The organism is Paracoccus denitrificans (assembly GCF_900100045.1).
GTDB classification, from domain to species: Bacteria; Pseudomonadota; Alphaproteobacteria; order Rhodobacterales; family Rhodobacteraceae; genus Paracoccus; species Paracoccus denitrificans.
This window is the reverse complement of the sequence record NZ_FNEA01000018.1, coordinates 1-18,309: the sequence shown is the minus strand read 5'-3', so window position 1 is coordinate 18,309 and position 18,309 is coordinate 1. Positions and strand designations below refer to the sequence as shown.

The window sequence follows — 18,309 nt, the reverse complement described above, 5'->3', positions numbered from 1 at the left end:
CATGGCCGAGCTGAACATCCAGAATCCGGGCCTTGTCGATATCCTGTCGCGCACGGACCCGGACGGCAAGATCGCCAACATCATCGAGCTTGCCGAGAAATCGAACCCGATCCTCAAGGATGCGGTGTTCACCGAGTGCAACGACGGCACCAAGCACCAGCACGTCATCCGCACCGGCATTCCCGAGCCGGCATGGCGCCGCTACAACGCCGGCGTCAAGCAGGGCAAGACCACCACCGCCAAGGTCGTGGATACCACTGGCATGGCCGAAGAGTTCTCGGTCGTCGACGAGGCGCTTGCCAAGCTGAACGGCAACGAGGCCGCGTTCCGCGCGTCCGAGATGTCGGGCCTGATCGAAGGCTTCAACCAGTTCATGGCGCGGAACATGATCTATGGCTCGACCGCCGTGACCCCCGACGGGTTCATGGGGCTGGACGTGCGCTACGACGATCCCGCCGTGGCTTCGGGCCGCCAGCTGATCAATGCCGGCGGCACCGGCTCCGACAACACCTCGATCTGGTTCGTGACCTGGGGGCCGCGCGCCACCACGCTGCTTTACCCCAAGGGCTCGGCGGCCGGCCTGTCTCACAAGGACATGGGCGCCCAGCTCTGGGATGCACAGGATGGCAGCGGCAAGTTCCGCGCCCTCGTCGACCACCTGAAATGGGACATGGGCCTGTCGGTGGGCGACTGGCGCGGCAACGCGCGGATCTGCAACATCGACGTGTCGGCGCTGACCAAGGACGCGGCGACCGGCGCCGACCTGCTCGACCTGATGATCGACGCCGAGGAGATGATCGACACGGCCAGCCGCGTCGGCATCGACAGCAAGGGCAACCTCGTCGAGGGCAAGACCGTCATCTATGTCGGCCGCACCGTTGCGAAGTTCCTGCGCAAGCAGGCGCTGAACAAGAAGAACGTCCAGCTGCGGGTCGAGGAAGTCGCCGGCGAGCGCGTCACCATGTGGGGCGACATGCCGGTGCGCCGCCTGGACGCGATCAGCAACGCCGAGGCTGCCATCGTCTTCCCGTAAGAACAGGCCCGGCTCCGAGCGGGCCGGGCTTCACCACAACCCCGACAGGAGGATGCCATGCATCTCGACGCACAAAACCTGTTCTCGGACGCGCAGGCCATCACCGCCACCGCCGTCTCGACGAACCACATCGACCTCGGCGACACGGCGCAGCCTGTCCTGTCGCCTGTGAAGCTGACCCGCGACATCGGCGGCAACTACGACATCCCGCTGCTGGTGCAGGTCGTTGAGGATTTCACCGGCGGCACCAGCGTCACGGTGCAGGTCCAGATGGCCGCCGCCAATTCCTTCGCCAGTCCGAAGGTCGTCGCCGCCTCGCCCGCGATCCCGGTCGCGCAGCTCAAGGCGGGCTTCAAGTTCCCGATCCCGGTCATCCCGCCGGGCGCGGATCAGCGCTACATGCGCCTGAACTATGTCGTGGTCGGCGAGCCGAGCGCGGGCCGGATCACGGCCGGCATCGCTGCGGGGCTGCAAACCAATGGCTGATGATCGCATGATCTGGGTCGTTGCCAAGTCGCGGGGCCAATCGCCCGACCGGCTTTGGCACGCCCCCGAGGACGGCCCGTTTCGCATCGAGGCGGGCCTGTTCTCCGGGCGCTGGATGCGCGAGGCGACCGAAGCCGAGGTGATCGAGGCCACGGGCCAATCGCCCGAGCAGGCGGGCGGTGCCAAGGATATGGCCGCCATGTCCGACGACGAGCTGCGCGCGCATTACGAAACGGTCCTGGGCGAGAAGCCCCATCACGCAATGAAGCGCGAGACGATGATCGAGCGCGTCACCGAGAGGCTGAACGCCGACTGATATTGTTCGGTCCCGCTCGGGGCCGGGCTTAACCCTCAGATTGATCTGGAGATCGACATGACCAACGAAAGCGAGATCGAAGCTGAAATCCAAGCGACCGGCAAAACTGCGCCGCGCCTGACGCCTGATGCCATCGACGCAACCATCGTTTCGGAGATGTATCACGTCTTCCCCGGCACGACCCTGACAATTTGCGCGCTGACATTGCGGAATGGCTACATCGTCACCGGAGAAAGCGCCGCCGCCAGCCCGGAGAACTTCGACGCCAACATCGGCCGGAAGATTGCCCGTGACAACGCTCGCAACAAGATCTGGGGCCTTGAAGGCTACCTTCTGCGTGAGCGCTTGAGCCAAGTCTGACGCGGCGGGCGGCGCAGGCCGCCCTCGCAATCCCGCCCTTGGAGCCCCCGATGCAATCCGCCATCGCCATCTGCAACGTCGCGCTGACGACCTATCTGGGGTCGAGAACCATCACGGCATTCGAGGATACGTCGCCCGAGGCCGAGCAGTGCAAGCTGCACTATGACCGCATCCGCCTCTCGCTGCTGGAACGCTGGCCCTGGGTCTTTGCATCCCGGCGGGAAAAGCTGGTCGAGGAGACGCTGAACGACCGGGCCGGCGCGTGGACCTATCGCTATGCCCGGCCGGGCCATATGGCTGCGATCCGCTGGGTGAACGACGTGACTGCGGCGCGCATGGCGATGCAGCTGGGCCAATCGCCCGACACGCTGCGTGAGCTGACTGCCGATTCGATCTATTCCGACGTGCCCGGCGCCGTGATCGAATACACGCGAGACGAGACGGACCCGACGGTATTCACCTCGGCATTTGCCGATGTCCTGGCCGCGCATCTCGCCGCGGCCATCGCGATGCCGATCACCCGCGACGCCGCCAAGGTCACCGGCGCCAAGCGCGAGGCGTCGGAATTGCTGGATCAGGCGATGGTGGCCGATTTCAACAGCCGGCCGGCGACGGAACAGACCTTCTATCCCATGCAGCTGCGCGTGAGGGGCTACTGATGCCGGCCGCGCGTATCCAGCCCACATTCGCCTCTGGCGTTCTCGGCCCCGCGCTCTGGGGCCGCATCGATCTGGCGCGCTACGACAGTGCGCTTCGCAAGGGGCGCAACGTATTCGTCCACGCCCACGGCGGCGTCAGCAACCGGCCGGGCCTGCGGTTCGTCTGCGAGGTCATGGACAGCGCGCATCGCCACCGGCTGCTGCCCTTCGTGCGGGAAGCCGACGACGCCTCGATCCTGATCATGGGCCAGAACGAAATGGGGTTCGTGAAGAACGGCGCGCGGCTCCAGTCCGGCGGCGTGGACTACACCATTGCCACGCCATGGACGGCGACCCAGGCGCAGGCGCTGGATGCAGTGCAATCCGTCGACGTGATCTTTGCCGCCCACCGGCAGGTTGCGCCGCGCCGCATCATGCGCAACGGCGAGACGGATTGGAGCATCGCCACCGTTCCGATCAACCCGACCGTGGCGGCGCCGACGATCAGCAGCGTGACGCCGCGCAACAGCGGCGACGAAACCTATCGCTATCGCGTGACGGCCGTGGTCGGTGGCGTCGAAAGCTTCGCCTCGGCGCCGCTGGCCACCACGGCGGCGGAACTGCTCAGCATCGAGGGCGCCTGGAACGACATCGCGTTCTCCGCGGTCACCGGAGCCACGGAATACCGGGTCTATCGCATGCGCAACGGCGTGCCGGGCTATATCGGTTTCACGACCGGAACGTCATTCCGCGACGACAACATTTCGCCCGACAGCACCGTGACGCCGCCGGTTCAGGCCAGCCTGTTCGATGCCGCGGGCAAATATCCCTCGGTCGTCTCGATCTACCAGCAGCGCCTTGCTTTCGGCGCGAGCGATGCGCAGCCCGAGACGGTCTGGCTGTCCCGCGTCGGCGATTACCTGAACTTCACCCGGTCGCAGAACATGACCTCCTCCGACCGGGCCGAGTTCGACATGGCCGGAGAACAGCTGAACCGCATCCGCGCCATGCTCCAGCTGCGCGAGCTGCTGGTGTTCACCAGCGCGGGCGAGTTCTCCGTTTCCGGGCCTGACGGCGGTTTCGACGCGCTGAATCCCATCGTCACCCAGCACGGCTATATCGGCAGCGCGACGGTCAAGCCGCTGGTGGCCGACGACACGGTGCTGTTCGTCGACCGCTCCGGCCGGGGCGTGCGCGATCTGCGCTATGCCTATGAAAGCGACGGATACTCGGGCAACGATCTGGCCATCTTCGCCTCGCACTTCCTGCAGGGGCGCCGGATCGTTGGCTGGGCCATGGCCAAGAACCCCTGGTCGATCATCTGGGTGGTGCTGGACAACGGCAAGCTGCTGGCGCTGACCTACAAGCGCGAGCATCAGGTCTGGGCGTGGACAGAGATGGATATCGACGGCGCGGTCGAAAGCGTGGCCTGCATCCCCGAGGGCGCCAGCGACGCCACCTATCTGATCGTGCGCCGGCTTATCGATGGCCAGCAGCGGCGCTATGTCGAACGCTTCGACGACCGGGATTTCGCCACGGCGGCCGATGCGTTCTTCGTCGATTGCGGCATCAGCTATTCCGGGTCGGCCACCACCACGATCAGCGGCCTTGATCACCTGGAGGGCAGGGAGGTCATTGCCCTGGCCGACGGCGATGTCGTCACGGGGCTGACGGTCGAGGGCGGGTCGGTCACCCTGCCGCACGCCGCTGGCGTGGTGCATGTAGGCCTGCCGTTCACCGCCGAGATGGAGACGCTACCGCCCGCCATCCAGTTCGATGATGTCGGATCGGCGCGCGGCCGGCCGCACAGCGTCAGCGCGGTGCGTATCCAGATGGAGAACACCCGCGGGGTGAAGGTCGTTACCGACGACGGCCGGGCCAGCGAGCTGGTGCAGACCGGCGGCGATCTTGCCGATGAAATCCCGCTCTGGACCGGCATGCATGAGCTGACGGTGCCGGCGCAATGGAACCGGGACGGCACAGTGACGCTGCGCCAGGACTATCCGCTGCCCATGACGGTGCTGGCGGTTTCGGTCGAGCTGTCGATAGGTCGGAACTGACATGGCGGTCACGGTCGCGCCCATCACCGCCGACGTGATCGACGCCCTGCTGCCGCGCCTGCGCCCCATCGACCGCCTGGAGCTGGATTGCATGGGCACGGGCGACGCCCGCCATGACCTGCTGCGGCTGGCGGCGCAATCCCGCCGATGCCGTGCAGCATACATGGAAGGCGATCTGGTCTGTATCTTCGGGGTGAAGGCGGCAACGGCGATGTCCGATACCGGCTTTCCCTGGGCGCTGGCAACGCGCGCCGTGGACCGGCCGCAGGTGCGGCGCGAGTTCGTGGCGGGGTCGCGGGTCGGGGTGGAGTGGCTGGGGCAGGACTTTCGTCGGCTCTGGAACCTGGTGGCCGAGGAGAACCTGGTGGCGCGGCGCTGGCTTCGGTGGATCGGGTTCCGGTTCGACGCGGAAAAGACGGTGGTGTTGCGGGGGCATCGCTTCCTGCATTTCGAGATGGAGATGAACTGATGTGCCTTGATCCGCTGACCGCCGCACTGACCGCCGCCACTTCGTCCGGGGGAGGCGGCCTGTTCAGCAGCCTGGGCTCGCTGTTCTCCGTCGGCTCCGGCGTCGTCGGCGCCTATTCCTCGATCCAGTCGGGCAGGGCGGCTCAGGCCGCAGCCGAGGCCACGGCGCGCCAGCAGGAAGCCGCCGCGCGGGAATCGCTGCGCCAGGGCGAGGACGAATCCGACCGCCAGCGCCGGGCCGGGGCGGCCGTGCTGGCGCAGCAGCGCGTCGCAATGGCGGCGAACGGCGTCGATGTCAGCTCCGCCTCGGCCATCGAACTGCTGGACGATACCAAGGCCGCCATCGAGGACGACGCTTTCGCCATCCGGCAGAACTTCCGCAACCAGGCGGGCAACTATTCCCAGATGGCGGCCAACAGCCGCACCGAGGGCGCCAATGCCTTGTCGCAGGGGCGCTGGGGCGCGGCCAGCACGATCCTGTCGACCGGCGCCAAGGTGGGCGAGAAATACAGCCAGTGGGCGCGTGACCGTGCAACTCCGAGGTATGCGTGATGGCAATGAGGGTTCCGCAATATGAGCGCCGCGAGGTGGTGCAGGCGCAGCGCCCCGTGGGCGTGGCGGCGCGTCAGTCCGGTTTCGGGCAGGTCGCCAAGGGACTGGCAGATGTCGGGCAGATGTTCGACCAGTGGCAGGCCGACGTGGACGAGGCCGACGCCAAGGCGGCGGATACTGCGTTCGCAAAGACCGTCAGACAGGCGCTCTACGACCCCGAGCAGGGCTATCTCTATGCCCAGGGTGGCGATGCTCTATCCCGTCGCAAGGCGGCCATGGACGGCCTACAACGTGCCTATGACCAGCGGTTGAGCGGGCTAAGCCCGGCCGCGAAGGAGATGGCGCAGCGCGCGCTCGATAGCCGACTCCAGTCCGCGAATCTCGACATCGACCAGCACGCCGGGCGGGAGCGGATCACCTATCTGGACAGCCAAGCCGACGCCCGTATTCAGGCGGCAGCCGATGACGCGGTTCTCAACCCCGCACTGATGGACCGTTCCATGCAGATCGCGCGAAACGAGGTCGCGGAAAAAGCGGCACGCCAAGGCTGGTCTCCAGAACAGACGCAGGAGGAGCTGGGCCGGGTTCAGTCCGAGGTCTACCGCCTCACGTCCCTGAACATGATGCAGAACGATCCCGTCGCAGCGGCCGAGTTCGTCGCGACGAATGCGGACAAGTTTTCCGCAGTCGATCTGATGAACCTGCACGGCGCACTCGTCGGCCCCCTGGGCGAGGCGGCGGGCCGGGATGCGATCGCAGCGGCGCAATCTGCCGGTGGCGCGATTGATCAGGTGGCAGATCGTATTATCGGCGCGGAAAGCGGCGGGAACCCGACCGCCAAGAACCCCAATTCTACTGCATCGGGCTTGGGACAGTTCATCGACAGCACTTGGTTGAAAACGGTGAAATCCTACCGCCCGGACCTTGCGGCCGGCAAATCGGATGCCGAAATTCTGGCGCTTCGATCCGATGCTGCCCTGTCGCGTGAGATGACAAAGCGGTATGCTGCGGAAAACTCGGCCGCGCTGCTGAGGTCGGGACATGCCGCAACGCCGGGGAATGTCTATCTGGCTCACTTCCTCGGCCCCGGCGGCGCGAACTCCATTCTTTCCGCCGATGATGGCGCGGCTGTGGAAACCATCCTTCCCGAGGAGGTGATTAAGGCGAACGGATTCCTGCGCGGCATGAGTGTCGCTGACTTGAAGGCATGGTCCGCCAGGAAGATGGGCGGGGCGGTGGCTCTAAGCCCCCAGGTTGCCTCTGCGATCAACACCCTTCCCGGCAACCTCGCCGCGCAGGTGCGCGAGACGGCCGCCAGCGGCGTCGCTTCGTGGGCGACCAAGCAGCAAGCCGCAGTCAAGGCCCAAATCCAGCAGGTCGAGGACAACGTAAGGCTCAGGATCGCGACCGCAGATCCGACGCTTACGGCTCAGGAAATCGTGAACCTGGGCATTGATGAGGGCACCAAGGCAACCTTGCTGAACTCTTTCAACGAAAAGACCAAGGTCGTTCAGCAGACCCGTGCCGACGTGCTGTCCTTTGGCCAAGGCGGGCTGCATGTCGACCGATACAGCGCCGACGGAAAAAAGCGCGTCGATAACCTCTGGAACGAGATGTCCAGCAGCCTGCCTGACGGCGCCGACGCGGGGGCGCTGGCGGCTGGGATTGTCGAGCAGACCGGACTTGTCCCTGCGCCGATCATGGGGGCGCTGCGCACCGCCCTGTCGGGCCAGAGCGCCGGGGATCTGAAGGATGCCCTTATCCTGGCATCGCGCCTCCATTCCCTCGATCCTGCTGCCTTCGGGCGACGCGGGGGAGGGTCGGAAATCGCCGACAAGGTGGCGATGTTCAATCATTCGACCGGCGTTCTGGGCTTGTCGCAGGACGAAGCGGCAAAGCAGATCATGGACTTGAACGACCCGCAAAAGCGCCGCGAGCGTGATGCGTTGTTGAAGTCCGAGGGCGCAAAGAAGTGGATCAAGGACACCGCCACGCCAGAGAGCGTGCGGGCGATCTTCGATGCTGGGATTTTCAGCCGTGCGCCGGCCCTCGGTGAAAATGAGCTGCAAAAATCTGCGGCAGTGTCTGAGTATGGCGAGATACTGGAGCAGGCGCTCTATGACGCTGGCGGCGACCAGGACAAGGCCAAGGTGATTGCTGGAGAACGGTTCCGGCGGCTCTATGGCCCCTCGAAATACCTGCCTTCCGGTTCTGGCGCCGTGACCCGCCTGCCGCCCGAAGTGACCTATCCGGCGGGGGTGGACGGCACTCACGATTATATCGGCGATCAGGCGCGCGCTGCGCTTGCAGAGGCCGGGATCGCCCCGGAGGAGGGCTTCGTTCAGCAGGTATTCCTCCAGGCATACGACGACACGGCTGCCGATGTGCAGGCCGGTCGCCCGCCGCGCTATGAGCTTTGGTTCGTGGATGGAGAGGGCAAGGTCCAGCGGGCGCAGCATCCGTTCTATGCCGAGCCTCCGTCGCAGGACGAGGCCCTGGCGGCTCGGAAGGCCGAGGCAATGAAGGAGCGTGACCGGCTGATGAAACTTCATGAGCAAGGTAAGGAACTCATGGAAAACTCGCCACTCTATGGCGCTGCCGCCGTCAGCTTTTGATTTTCAGGGAGAGCAGCATGCCCATTGATCGCGATACCGTTCTTGGAACGCCGAAGGTTCCCGCCGGGCTTGGACTCGATCCGTCCCTGTCCCAAACTCTCGGGGCGGCATTTGAGCGCGACAACATGGTCGGGTCCGCGCTGGCGTCCGAGTCGCTGTGGGCGAGGATGCAGGGCGATTTCTATGACATCGACCGAAACTACAACGTCTTCGATGATATCGCCGGATACGAGGATCACATGGACCGCTTTGAGGGCGCGTTCAACGCCAAGGCCGCGGCCGCGATAAAATCCGACATCGACCGAGAAATTCGGAACCGTCGCATCCTTGAAGCATCGGGTTGGGTGGGAACGGCTTCGCAATTCGGCGCCAGCCTTGCCGACCTACCGACGCTTCTTCCCGGCGGCGTCCTGGCGCGCACCGGCGGCAAGATCGGCTATTCCGCCGCAAAGTCGGCGCTATCCGTCGGGGCGGCGGCCGGCGTTTCCGCCGCGGTCCAGGAGGCCGGATTGCAGGCGACGCAGCAGACCCGCACGGCAGAGGAATCGGCTTGGACCATCGGCGGATCTGTGGTGCTGGGCGCGCTCCTTGGTGCCGGGGCCGGTGCGCTCATGTCACGCTCGGAATACAAGGCGGCATCGAAGCTCATGGAGGATGCCGCCCGTCCTGATTTCGATGCCGCTACGGATGCCTTGCACGCCGAACTTTCGATCATGGCCAAGCCGGAAAGTGCTGGCGCGGCGGCGGCGCCAGCCGTGACCCTCGATGACTTCGGTGTGGCGGGGAAGTCTGCCAGCAAGGCGGCGAAGGCCACGGCGCGGCTCAACCCGCTTCTGCGCACCCTGCACAGCCCGTCTGTCGCGGTGCGGGAAATTGCCTCGCAACTGATGGAGAACCCAGTCTATCTGAAGCGCAACCTCGAAGGGAAGGGCGAGGCCGCGGCGGAAACCTCGATGAAGGAATGGACCCGCGGCGCCGTCGGCTCGACCGTCGAGGACATGAATGAGGCCTATAAGGCCATGCGCAAGCGCGGCGTGGCCATGACCCGCACCGAATTCAACAACGCTGTGGGGCAGGCAATGCGCCGCGGAGACCGCAGCGACATTCCCGAGGTTGCCCAAGCCGCGGCCTCGATTCGCGCCAAGGTGTTCGATCCTCTGAAGGATCGGGCCGTCGCGGCCGGGCTGCTGCCCGAGGGAGTCAGCGTGGACACGGCAGAGAGCTATTTCTCGCGGGTCTGGAATCGCCCGGTGATCGAGGCGAACGAAGCCGAATTCAAACAGATCCTGCGCAACTACTTCGACGGGCAGGTGACGGCGGCGGCGCAGCGCGCGGCGGCCGAGACGGACAAGGCGACCGCCAGCCTGCGCAGCGCACGAGAAGCCATCGAGCGCAGCATGGCGGGACGGCAGGCCGATGCGTCGGCGCTGTCCGACGGCGTTGCCCGCGGCGTGGCCGATGTGATGTCCGATGATGCCATGCGAGCGTTCCGTTCCGGCGTGGACACGCTGGCCGGCCGCGTCGTGGGCGAATTGGACGAGGCCGATCTGGCCAAGTTGGCGAAGATCGACGCCGATCTGGAAGCCCTGGGGCGGCGCGGAGAATACGACTGGCTGTCCGATGCCGACCGCAAGAGATACCTCGATGAAATTGTGGACAGCGTTTATGAAGTGGTCACCGGGCGCGCGCTCGATGCCGACTTGCCGTCGAATATAATTCCCACCAAGCGCGGCCCCCTGGCGGAGCGAACCTTTCATATTCCCGACGAACTGGTCGAGAAGTTCCTGGACAGCAATGCCGATCTGATCATGCGCCGGTATGCCCGCGTCATGTCGGCTGACGTTGAACTCCAGACGCGTTTCGGCAGCGTCACCATGAAAGATCAGATCAAGACCATCCGCGATCAATACGCCCAGATCCGCGCCGAACTGGAGAAGAACACCGAGTTGCCAGAGACGGCCAAGCAGAAGCAACTGGCGAAACTCGCCGCCAAGGAAAAGTCTGATATTGAGGACATCCAAGCTGTGCGGGACATGCTGCGCGGCACTTATAACGCGCGTTCCCAGACCACCGCCTTCGGCCGGATCGCCAATGCGGCAATGACCTTCAACTACCTGCGCACCCTTGGCGGCGTCACCATTTCATCGCTCACGGATGCGGTGCGGCCCGCCATGGTCCATGGGCTGAAATCCTACATGGAGGACGGGCTCAAGCCTCTGATCAGGAACATGCAGGGCATCAAGCTGGCGAAGAAGGAGGCCAAGGAGGCCGGGGCCATCTCGGAGAAGATCCTGCACTCTCGCCTCGCGACGCTGGCCGACCTGACCGACCCCTATGCGCAAGGCTCGCCTTTTGAACGGTTCCTCCAGAACGCATCGGTCGGCTTCACGAAGATGACCGGCCTGCTGCACTGGAACGACTTCCAGAAAACGCTGGCCGCGACGATGACGCAGAACCGTATCCTGAAGAACGCCGAGATTGTCGCAGACCGCGGCTTTGACGCCCTGCCCAAAGCGGAGCAGGCATATATGGCCTATCTCGGCCTGGGCAGAGACGGCGCCCCGCTGCTGGGTCGGCTGTTCCGCGAGCATGGCCAGGTGATCGACGGGGTGCGGGTCGCCAATTCCGAGGTGTGGCCAGCCGAGATGGATCACATGGTGCGTTCCTGGCGCGCGGCGATCAACAAGGACGTGGACAGCATCATCGTCACCAAGGGCGTTGCGGACGTGCCGCTGTTCGCCAGCACCACGGTCGGCAGGATGGCTCTGCAATTCCGCTCCTTCGCCTTGGCCTCAAATCAGCGTGTCCTGTTGCGCGGCCTGCAAGAAGATCAGACCCGGTTCTGGGGCGGCGTGGTGGGCATGTCCGCAATCGGTGCGTTCATCTACATGCTCAAGCAGCTCGAAAGCGGGCGCGAAATCTCGGACAACCCAGGCACCTGGGTTGCAGAGGGCCTGGACAGGTCCGGCATCTTTTCCCTCGCGTTCGAGGTCAACAATGCGCTGGAGAAGGCAGGCGGGTTTGGGATCTACAATGCCGCAGCCGCGGCCTTCCCTGGCAAGAGCCAGAAGGCACCCGCGTCGCGGTTTGCATCGAGAACGGGCTATGCCAGCATGTTCGGGCCGACATATGAGTTGGGAGAGGGCGCATATGGTCTGATGAGCATGGGATTGCGCGCTGCGCGGGGCGATCTGGACATGACCGCTGGCGACGTGGGCACCTTGCGACGCATGACGCCTTTCGCCAGCCTGCCCTATTGGCGCTGGCTGATCGACGGGCAGATCGTCAATCCGTTGAAGGAGAGCCTTAGCGACTAGGGCACGGGAAAGCCTTCTCTAGCGCGGTCAAAGTTAAGCCCGCCGCCGGATAATGCCTCTCGTTCGGATTTTGTTTAAGATACAAGGTGGTAACGTCTACTGCCTGCTGAGGGGTCATATCCTTAGCTTGGCAGTTCCCTACGACCATAGCATGATACCCACGGAACGCCCTTTCGTCGTCCAGGTTTATGCCCGCTGCGAGAGCTGCGGTCATTGATGTATAGTCCGCACTCAATGTCGTGCCAGTGATGAAGCCCACGCAAAAGGCATAGTCCGGTGTGTCCTTGGGCTTTTCACAGAACCGGAGAAGCTTATTGCCGTCAATCTCGGCAGTTGCTGGAGTCGCGGCGGCGGCGAAAACGACTGGAACTATCCAGCGAAGCATTCTGAACTCCATCCTGCGACACGTCTGTATCCCATACAGCGCAATTTTGCAGAGGGATTGCAAGCCCCTCAAAGCAAAGGGCCGCCCGGAAGCGGCCCCGTGGCCCCTGTAGGGGTCTTAATGCGGATGGCATGAGCAGAGCCGCGAACAGGATGATTACTCAGCCGGGTGGTGCTTGCCGCTGTCGGGCTTGTCGGTCGCGCGGACGATGAGGACCACCGCGCCCGCGACGGCGAGGGCGGCAACTGGAACGATGATGTCGAACAACGTCATGGCCGGCTCCTACCTCAGATAGCCTAGAATATAGTGCGCGGCGGCGTGAATTGCCAGTCCCGCGAAGGACCAGCCCGCCAAGGTCGTGTAGGAGGGGTCGCCCGCCTCCACTACGGGGCGCAAGACGGCGATGCCGATCAGGCCGATACCTAGGGCGTTCAGGAAGTTGGCGGCGAGCTTTAGGCGCTCGTTGCGGACTAGGGACATGGGTCAAGGCTCGCCGGGTTGAGTGTCATCGTGGTAGACCATCAGCCCGCCGCGCTCCTTGCGGATCGTCACCCATTCGTTGAACAGCCGCGCCCGCCGCGTCAAGCCGTCCTTGATGGTCAGGGCGCTTGCCTCTTCGAACTCTGCCAGGCTGGGTGGAGGGTATTTTTCCTCCAGCGTCGCCACGATTTCGGCGTTCATGCTGCGATTGTTCGCCTCGGCGGCAGCCTTCACGCGCGCCTTAAGATCGGGCGGCATGCGGAGGCCATACGGCGGCTCTTGTTTGGGCGCAGAATCGGTCATGGCTTCTATTTGTAGAAAGACCGCTTGACAGGCAATGCCTTCTAATAGAAGATAGCTGCTATTAGAAGAAAGGAGAAAGCATGAAGCGACCCCAAGAGCCGCCCTTCGGTCTGCGTCTGCCGCCCGACTTGAAGATGTGGGTGAAGATGAAGGCCAAGATCGAGGATCGGTCGATGAACAATCTTCTCATCAGCCTGATCCGGCAAGCCATGGAGGCAGACGATGCCAAGGCTTGAAACGAGAACGGCCGGGCAGGGCGGCAACCCTGACACCGGCCAGATGAACCCCCGCTGTGGAGAAGGAATTCGCCTATGAATATGGAGCAAAGCACGCCGAAAGGCAACGTCCCTGTCGCCGCCCTCGCCTCGGGCGAGCCGCTGACCATGAGCAGCCGCGAGATCGCGGAACTGGTCGAAAGCCGCCACGACAAGGTGAAACAGTCGATGGAGAGGCTGTCCGAGCGCGGTATCATCACTTTTACCCCAATGGGGGAAAAGTCCTCGGGCGGGCGTCCCGGCACGATTTACCAAGTAAACAAGCGTGACAGCTTTGTAGTCGTCGCCCAGCTCTGCCCCGAGTTCACCGCTCGCCTGGTGGACCGCTGGCAGGAGCTGGAACAGGAGAAGGCCAGCGGCGGCTTCGCCCTGCCGCAGACCTACGAGCAGGCACTTGAGGGCTTGCTCGCTAAGGTCCGCGAGAACGGCGCCTTGCAGATCGAAAATCGCGCGAAGGACGCGGCCATCAGCGCCATGCAGCCGAAGGTGGACGCCTACGAGGCGTATCTGTCCGAGGAGGGCGTCTGCCGGATCACGGATTTCTGCAACAAGCACGGCGTCAAGGTGAACCGTCCCGGCTGGATTCTGCGCGACAGGGGGCTGATGCACCACAAGAAGGTGCTGGCGACCCAGATCGGCCTGAAATCAGGCATTCTCAAGAACGTGCTGGAAAAGGACGGCTTCGAATACATCGACAGCAAGGGGCAATCGGTAGAGGCGCAGCAAGCCATGATCGTGCGGCAGCGCGAGGTCTCGCTGCTCAAGATGATCGTGGACGCCTATGGACTGACCGCGTTCCGCAACTCTGTCGCGTTCGACCGGGCCAAGGCACTGATCGGGAGCGGGAAATGAGCAAGGAAGTCACCCCCGCCCAGCATCTCGCCGCGATTGCGGGTCTGGCGCTTACCAGTAATCGCGCCATGCCGAAGGGCGACCTGATGCAGTTCATTCAGGGCACGAAGGAAGTATTCATCATGATCGGCGGCATCGCCGCACTGCTTGCTGATGACCTGGGCGTCAAATCCGAATTTGAACGCCACGTCGATGAGGGGCAGGCCCGTGTTGCGGCTTTCATTGCCAGTCAAGGCTTGGAGGGATCGGCATGAACCGCCGCACCCTTCTCGCCGCGGCCCCGGCCGCTCTGGCTGCCGCCCCGGCCTCGGCGCTGTGCGTCATCGACCCGGCCGATACGCCGGTGATGCGGCTGTTCAGGGAGTGGGAGGCCCACGCCAAGATTGTGATTTCGGCCTGCGACGATCACGACATGCCGGAGGATGAGTTCGAAGAACTCTCGCAGCGGCAGACCGACATCGAGGACGAAATCGCCCGGATGCCGCCGCAAAATCTGCGGGACTTCGCCGCGAAGATGTTCGCGAGGTCAACTGGCGGCCTCCACGATCTGCCACGCGAGGAGGATTGCCCCGGCCTTTGGGCCGAGGCCCGCGCGCTCATCGCTTGAACCAACTGAAATCACTGCCAACTAGGCCCCGCTTCGGCGGGGCTTTTGCGAATTCGGCAGCGCGTCTAAGACTTCACGCAGAGGCAGAGCCCGAACCAACCGGGGTCTAATTCCCCTTATGTCCAGCCTCGCAAGGCTGGCCTCACCTCTGCGCAGTCAGAATGTAATCATGGCTCTGATGGGCCGCAATCCCCTGATCGACTGACGCCCGCCAACATATATCGCCCGACTTCTGGTTCCTACCCTTCGCCTGACCCCATGCAGGCAGGCGAAGATGACGGTAGAGAGCGCGAAGAACAAGGCAGGCCCGTTCAACGTCACCGGGACGAGCGGGACGTTTCCGCGCAAGTTCCTTCTGCTCGACGAGGATCACCTGCGGGTCATCCGGGTTCGGGACGGGCAGGAAACCGACCTGACGACCGGCATCGGCCATACCGGAATCGGGACCGCCGACGGCACGGTCGTCATCTCGGCAGGGATCGAGCCCGGCGACACGATCTATCTCCTGCGCGCCGTGCCGAACACCCAGAGGTCGGATTACAACGACCAGGGCAGGGTGCGCCCCGGGCAGGTGGAATCCGATCTGGATCTGGTGGTGATGCAGATCCAGGATGTTTCGGAGCGCGCGGAACGGTCGCTGACCCTGCCCGTGTCGTCCGAACTCGGGGGCGAGGCGGCGATGCAGGCCGCGCTGGACGCCCCGGGCTATGCGGCGCAGGCGCAGGCGGCGGCGGCCATGGCGCAGGCCTATGGGTTGGGCTTCCAGTCCCGCGAGGCGTTCCTTGCAGCGGCGCAGAGTGGCATCCTGAACCTGCTGCCGGACGGGACCGCGATCCATGTCGTCGACCGGCTCTATATCCGCCGCGCGGGGTCGACGACCATTCCGGGCCTGCCGGGCTGGGATCATCCGCGCACGGTTCACAAGTCGATCCTCACCGGCGACTGGCAGGCGCGGCTGGAATATCCTGCCGAAATCGACGCGGTGCTGGATGTGTTCGACGACATGCAGCGGTGGCATGGGGATGTCGATGACATCTGCCATGTCGGCGATATCGTCGAGCGGGCGACCCAGCACAATACCGGCGACATCTCGGCGGTCTACAGCTACGACCGGCTGCTGCCGGCGCTGTGGGCGCGCACGGCGCTGCCGCGCGTCTATTTCATCCCGGGCAACCATGACAGCGACGGGGCGGGCCTGACCCAGCACCAATACGCCCGGTCCCAGCACACCTATATGGATTACATCGGGCGGCGCTTCTTCACCGTTCGGATGGGCAACCTGCTGCGCGTGTTCATGGGCACCATGGCCGGCGACGGCGGCGGCAACATCCACACGACGACGCTTTACTGGTTCGACCAGATATTGCAGCGCAATGCCGGCTGCAACATCGAGGTCTATCTGCACCAGCCACTCTATGGCTATGCCGATTACGTCGAGGACTCGGCAGCGGTCCAATACAAGAGCGTCTGCGACCGGATCGTCACCTCGCTCGAACGCGTCGACAACGTGGCCTTCGTGTGCAGCGGCCATATCGCGCGGCCCGAGGATCTGCCGAACTATTACGACGCCTATGGCACCCGCATGTTCAGCGTGAACATGCATATCCCTCGCATGACCGAAACCGGAGCCCCCGCGGCGCGGCCCTATGGCGTGATCGAATATCGCCGGGGCTCGAATTCCGCGATCGTGCGCATGTGGAACGCCGCGACGCATAGCTGGCTGGCCGGGCGCGATGTGCCGATTACCTACAAATACCCGCTGGACCTCGGCGCGGGCGTTCCCGACTTCGATGGGCGCTATGCGGCGCAGGCGTCCTGGCCAAGTTTCGACGGCGTTCTGCAAATCCAGCGCGATATCAGGGAAAACAGCCACAACGCGGGAACGCCCGAGGCGCCGAACTGGACATCGGACCAGGGGTTCAGGCCCGGCCTGCGCATGGTGCTGATGGAGCTCGGGCCGGATGATGCCAAGGCGGGCGACGGGCTCAGTATCGATTGGTGGGTGCCGGCCTCGGCAACCGTGCCGGATGCAACCGATGCGCACAACGACATTGCGGGCAACTATCTCGCCGGGCGCGGGGGCGTGCGTCGCGAGGTCGGGCTGGACGGCAACCCGACAGGTGAGCTTGCGTTCCAGCTCGGCACCACGGGGCTGGTATCTGGCCTGCGGGACGTGCTCACCGTGCGCGGATCGGACGGCCGCGCGTTCGCCCCCGAAAGCTTCATCGGCAACGCCCTGCCGGAGCTGGGCCTGCTGGCGGCGCTCGGCCTGGACAATACCCTGTTCGACAAGGGGTTCATCGGCGAAAACGGCAACGTCAACACCCTGGGCGAACCCGGGATCTATCGTATCGCGTCTGGCGCGGTTGCGGCCACCATCACCGGGCTGCCCTATACCGGATCGGGCGGCATCTTCATCGTTCTGAACCCCGCCGCGGTGCCTTCCAGCCGGCCGGTAGCCGTTGCCAACCAGATCCAGATCTGGATCGCCCGCGCGGTCGGTGACGGCGGGCTCATCTACTACCGGGTCTGCAACAGCGGATCGTGGGTGAGCTGGCGGCTCATCTCGACCACCGTCGTGTGAGGGGCGGCCATGGCCCAGATCGATAACCGCGTGAGCCTCGGCAACATCATATCGCTCGGCGCCACCCTGTTGACCGGCGCCGGCATGGCGGCCGCGCTGTTCGTCTGGGGCGGCCGGCTGAGCGAGCGGGCCGACAGTTTCGACCGCAGCATCCTGCAAATGCAGACCGCCATTTCCGGCCACGAAACCCGGCTGCGCCAGATGGAGCAGCTGTCCGCCCGCCAGGATGAGCGCCTGCTGCTGATCCTCGATGCGGTTCGGAAGATCGAGGCCAAGATCGACAGGGGGCCGCCATGACCCGCTGGTGGGCCGCCTCTCTCCTGATCAACCGCGCCCTGTGCGGCAATGCGTCGGAACCGCTGTGCAGCCGGGTCTACCGCCAGCCTCCCAGCCGGTGGCGGGCGGTTTTCATGTTCTGCGCCGACCTGCTGTTCGCCGAGCCCGACCACTGCGCCCGCATCCATCGCCGCTGGAAGGCGCTGCAACCCACGAGGACGACATGATCCTGACCGCAGACCACCTGTCGGCCATTGCCGGCACAGCGACGAACGACAACATGCGCTCTACCGTTGCAGGGCTGGCGAAGGCCGGCGTCGGCGCCGGGCTCGAACGGCCTCACCGGCTGGCGCATTATCTCGGCCAGCTTGCGCACGAAAGCGCGGGATGGCGATACGACCGGGAAATCTGGGGCCCCACCGCAGCGCAGAAGCGATACGAGGGCCGCGCCGATCTGGGCAACACGCAACCCGGCGACGGATCGCGTTTCCGGGGCAGGGGGCCCATTCAGATCACCGGCCGGGCGAACTACCGCTCCTTCGCAGCATGGGCCCAGAAACTGGACAGGCGCGCCCCTGACTTCGAATCCGATCCCGAGGCGGTCAATACCGATCCATGGGAAGGGTTGGGCCCCATCTGGTATTGGTCTACCGGCAACCCGACGCGCGCGAGCCTGAACGGCCTTGCCGACGCGAACGACCT

Annotated in this window: 20 protein-coding genes; 18 read left to right on the top strand and 2 right to left on the bottom strand. The window is 64.6% G+C overall.

The genetic code is table 11. From position 1 onward, the window contains the following. Position 1: 1 nt before the first annotated feature. From BLT64_RS16120 to BLT64_RS16075, 10 genes are read left to right on the top strand one after another with little or no spacing between them, the layout of a single operon-like run. A complete protein-coding gene (locus tag BLT64_RS16120; protein WP_011749997.1) occupies positions 2–1,033 on the top strand; it encodes a major capsid protein in 1,032 nt (343 codons plus the stop codon). A gap of 57 nt (positions 1,034–1,090) precedes the next feature. After that, the gene (locus tag BLT64_RS16115) at positions 1,091–1,519 is read left to right on the top strand and encodes a Bbp16 family capsid cement protein (RefSeq protein WP_011749998.1); all 429 of its coding nucleotides are present in this window, start codon (positions 1,091–1,093) and stop codon (positions 1,517–1,519) included. A gap of 7 nt (positions 1,520–1,526) precedes the next feature. Then, complete coding sequence (locus BLT64_RS16110) at positions 1,527–1,835, top strand: hypothetical protein (RefSeq protein WP_041530401.1); 309 nt, start codon at positions 1,527–1,529, stop codon at positions 1,833–1,835. Positions 1,836–1,892: 57 nt separating this feature from the next. Further along, entirely contained in the window at positions 1,893–2,195 is a 303-nt protein-coding gene (locus tag BLT64_RS16105; protein WP_011750000.1) for a Gp49 family protein, read from the top strand. 50 nt (positions 2,196–2,245) lie between these two features. Further along, positions 2,246–2,854, top strand: a complete 609-nt coding sequence (locus BLT64_RS16100; RefSeq protein ID WP_011750001.1) for a phage connector family protein — start codon at positions 2,246–2,248, stop codon at positions 2,852–2,854. Continuing rightward, positions 2,854–4,893 (top strand): phage tail protein, encoded by a 2,040-nt coding sequence (locus tag BLT64_RS16095; protein WP_011750002.1) that lies wholly within the window; start codon positions 2,854–2,856, stop codon positions 4,891–4,893. Before BLT64_RS16100 ends, BLT64_RS16095 begins: the two co-directional genes overlap by 1 nt. A gap of 1 nt (position 4,894) precedes the next feature. Next, positions 4,895–5,362, top strand: a complete 468-nt coding sequence (locus BLT64_RS16090; RefSeq protein ID WP_011750003.1) for a hypothetical protein — start codon at positions 4,895–4,897, stop codon at positions 5,360–5,362. Further along, a complete protein-coding gene (locus BLT64_RS16085; RefSeq protein WP_011750004.1) occupies positions 5,362–5,913 on the top strand; it encodes a hypothetical protein in 552 nt (183 codons plus the stop codon). The genes BLT64_RS16090 and BLT64_RS16085 overlap by 1 nt, the downstream gene beginning before the upstream one ends. After that, entirely contained in the window at positions 5,913–8,528 is a 2,616-nt protein-coding gene (locus BLT64_RS16080; protein WP_011750005.1) for a lysozyme family protein, read from the top strand. Before BLT64_RS16085 ends, BLT64_RS16080 begins: the two co-directional genes overlap by 1 nt. Positions 8,529–8,545: 17 nt before the next feature. Continuing rightward, the gene (locus BLT64_RS16075; RefSeq protein ID WP_011750006.1) at positions 8,546–11,845 is read left to right on the top strand and encodes a hypothetical protein; all 3,300 of its coding nucleotides are present in this window, start codon (positions 8,546–8,548) and stop codon (positions 11,843–11,845) included. On the opposite strand, the gene BLT64_RS26440 is transcribed toward BLT64_RS16075, so the two are convergent. After that, on the bottom strand, positions 11,835–12,230 hold the full coding sequence (locus BLT64_RS26440) for a Rap1a/Tai family immunity protein (RefSeq protein ID WP_139171641.1): 396 nt from the start codon (positions 12,228–12,230) through the stop codon (positions 11,835–11,837). The two genes, BLT64_RS16075 and BLT64_RS26440, sit on opposite strands and share 11 nt — an antisense overlap. 483 nt (positions 12,231–12,713) lie before the next feature. Beyond that, on the bottom strand, positions 12,714–13,013 hold the full coding sequence (locus BLT64_RS16065) for an Arc family DNA-binding protein (RefSeq protein WP_011750009.1): 300 nt from the start codon (positions 13,011–13,013) through the stop codon (positions 12,714–12,716). A gap of 80 nt (positions 13,014–13,093) precedes the next feature. On the opposite strand from BLT64_RS16065, the gene BLT64_RS26050 reads away from it, so the two are divergent. The 8 genes from BLT64_RS26050 to BLT64_RS16035 all read left to right on the top strand — a co-directional run. Beyond that, positions 13,094–13,249: an Arc family DNA-binding protein gene (locus BLT64_RS26050; protein ID WP_081465082.1), complete on the top strand. Its 156-nt coding sequence runs from the start codon at positions 13,094–13,096 to the stop codon at positions 13,247–13,249. 75 nt (positions 13,250–13,324) lie between these two features. Then, positions 13,325–14,140, top strand: a complete 816-nt coding sequence (locus BLT64_RS16060; RefSeq protein ID WP_011750010.1) for a Rha family transcriptional regulator — start codon at positions 13,325–13,327, stop codon at positions 14,138–14,140. Next, positions 14,137–14,394, top strand: coding sequence for a hypothetical protein (locus tag BLT64_RS16055; RefSeq protein ID WP_011750011.1), 258 nt, complete (start codon positions 14,137–14,139; stop codon positions 14,392–14,394). Before BLT64_RS16060 ends, BLT64_RS16055 begins: the two co-directional genes overlap by 4 nt. After that, positions 14,391–14,747 (top strand): hypothetical protein, encoded by a 357-nt coding sequence (locus BLT64_RS16050; RefSeq protein ID WP_011750012.1) that lies wholly within the window; start codon positions 14,391–14,393, stop codon positions 14,745–14,747. Before BLT64_RS16055 ends, BLT64_RS16050 begins: the two co-directional genes overlap by 4 nt. Before the next feature lie 274 nt (positions 14,748–15,021). After that, positions 15,022–17,331, top strand: coding sequence for a metallophosphoesterase (locus BLT64_RS16045; protein WP_011750013.1), 2,310 nt, complete (start codon positions 15,022–15,024; stop codon positions 17,329–17,331). Positions 17,332–17,340: 9 nt separating this feature from the next. Then, entirely contained in the window at positions 17,341–17,628 is a 288-nt protein-coding gene (locus BLT64_RS16040; RefSeq protein ID WP_011750014.1) for a hypothetical protein, read from the top strand. After that, positions 17,625–17,834 carry a hypothetical protein gene (locus BLT64_RS26435; RefSeq protein WP_074988170.1) on the top strand — a complete coding sequence of 70 codons (210 nt, stop codon included), beginning with the start codon at positions 17,625–17,627 and terminating at the stop codon, positions 17,832–17,834. Before BLT64_RS16040 ends, BLT64_RS26435 begins: the two co-directional genes overlap by 4 nt. After that, positions 17,831–18,309, top strand: a 479-nt coding sequence (locus BLT64_RS16035) for a glycoside hydrolase family 19 protein (protein ID WP_367888672.1), incomplete at its 3' end; no start/stop codon positions are given. The genes BLT64_RS26435 and BLT64_RS16035, both read left to right, overlap by 4 nt.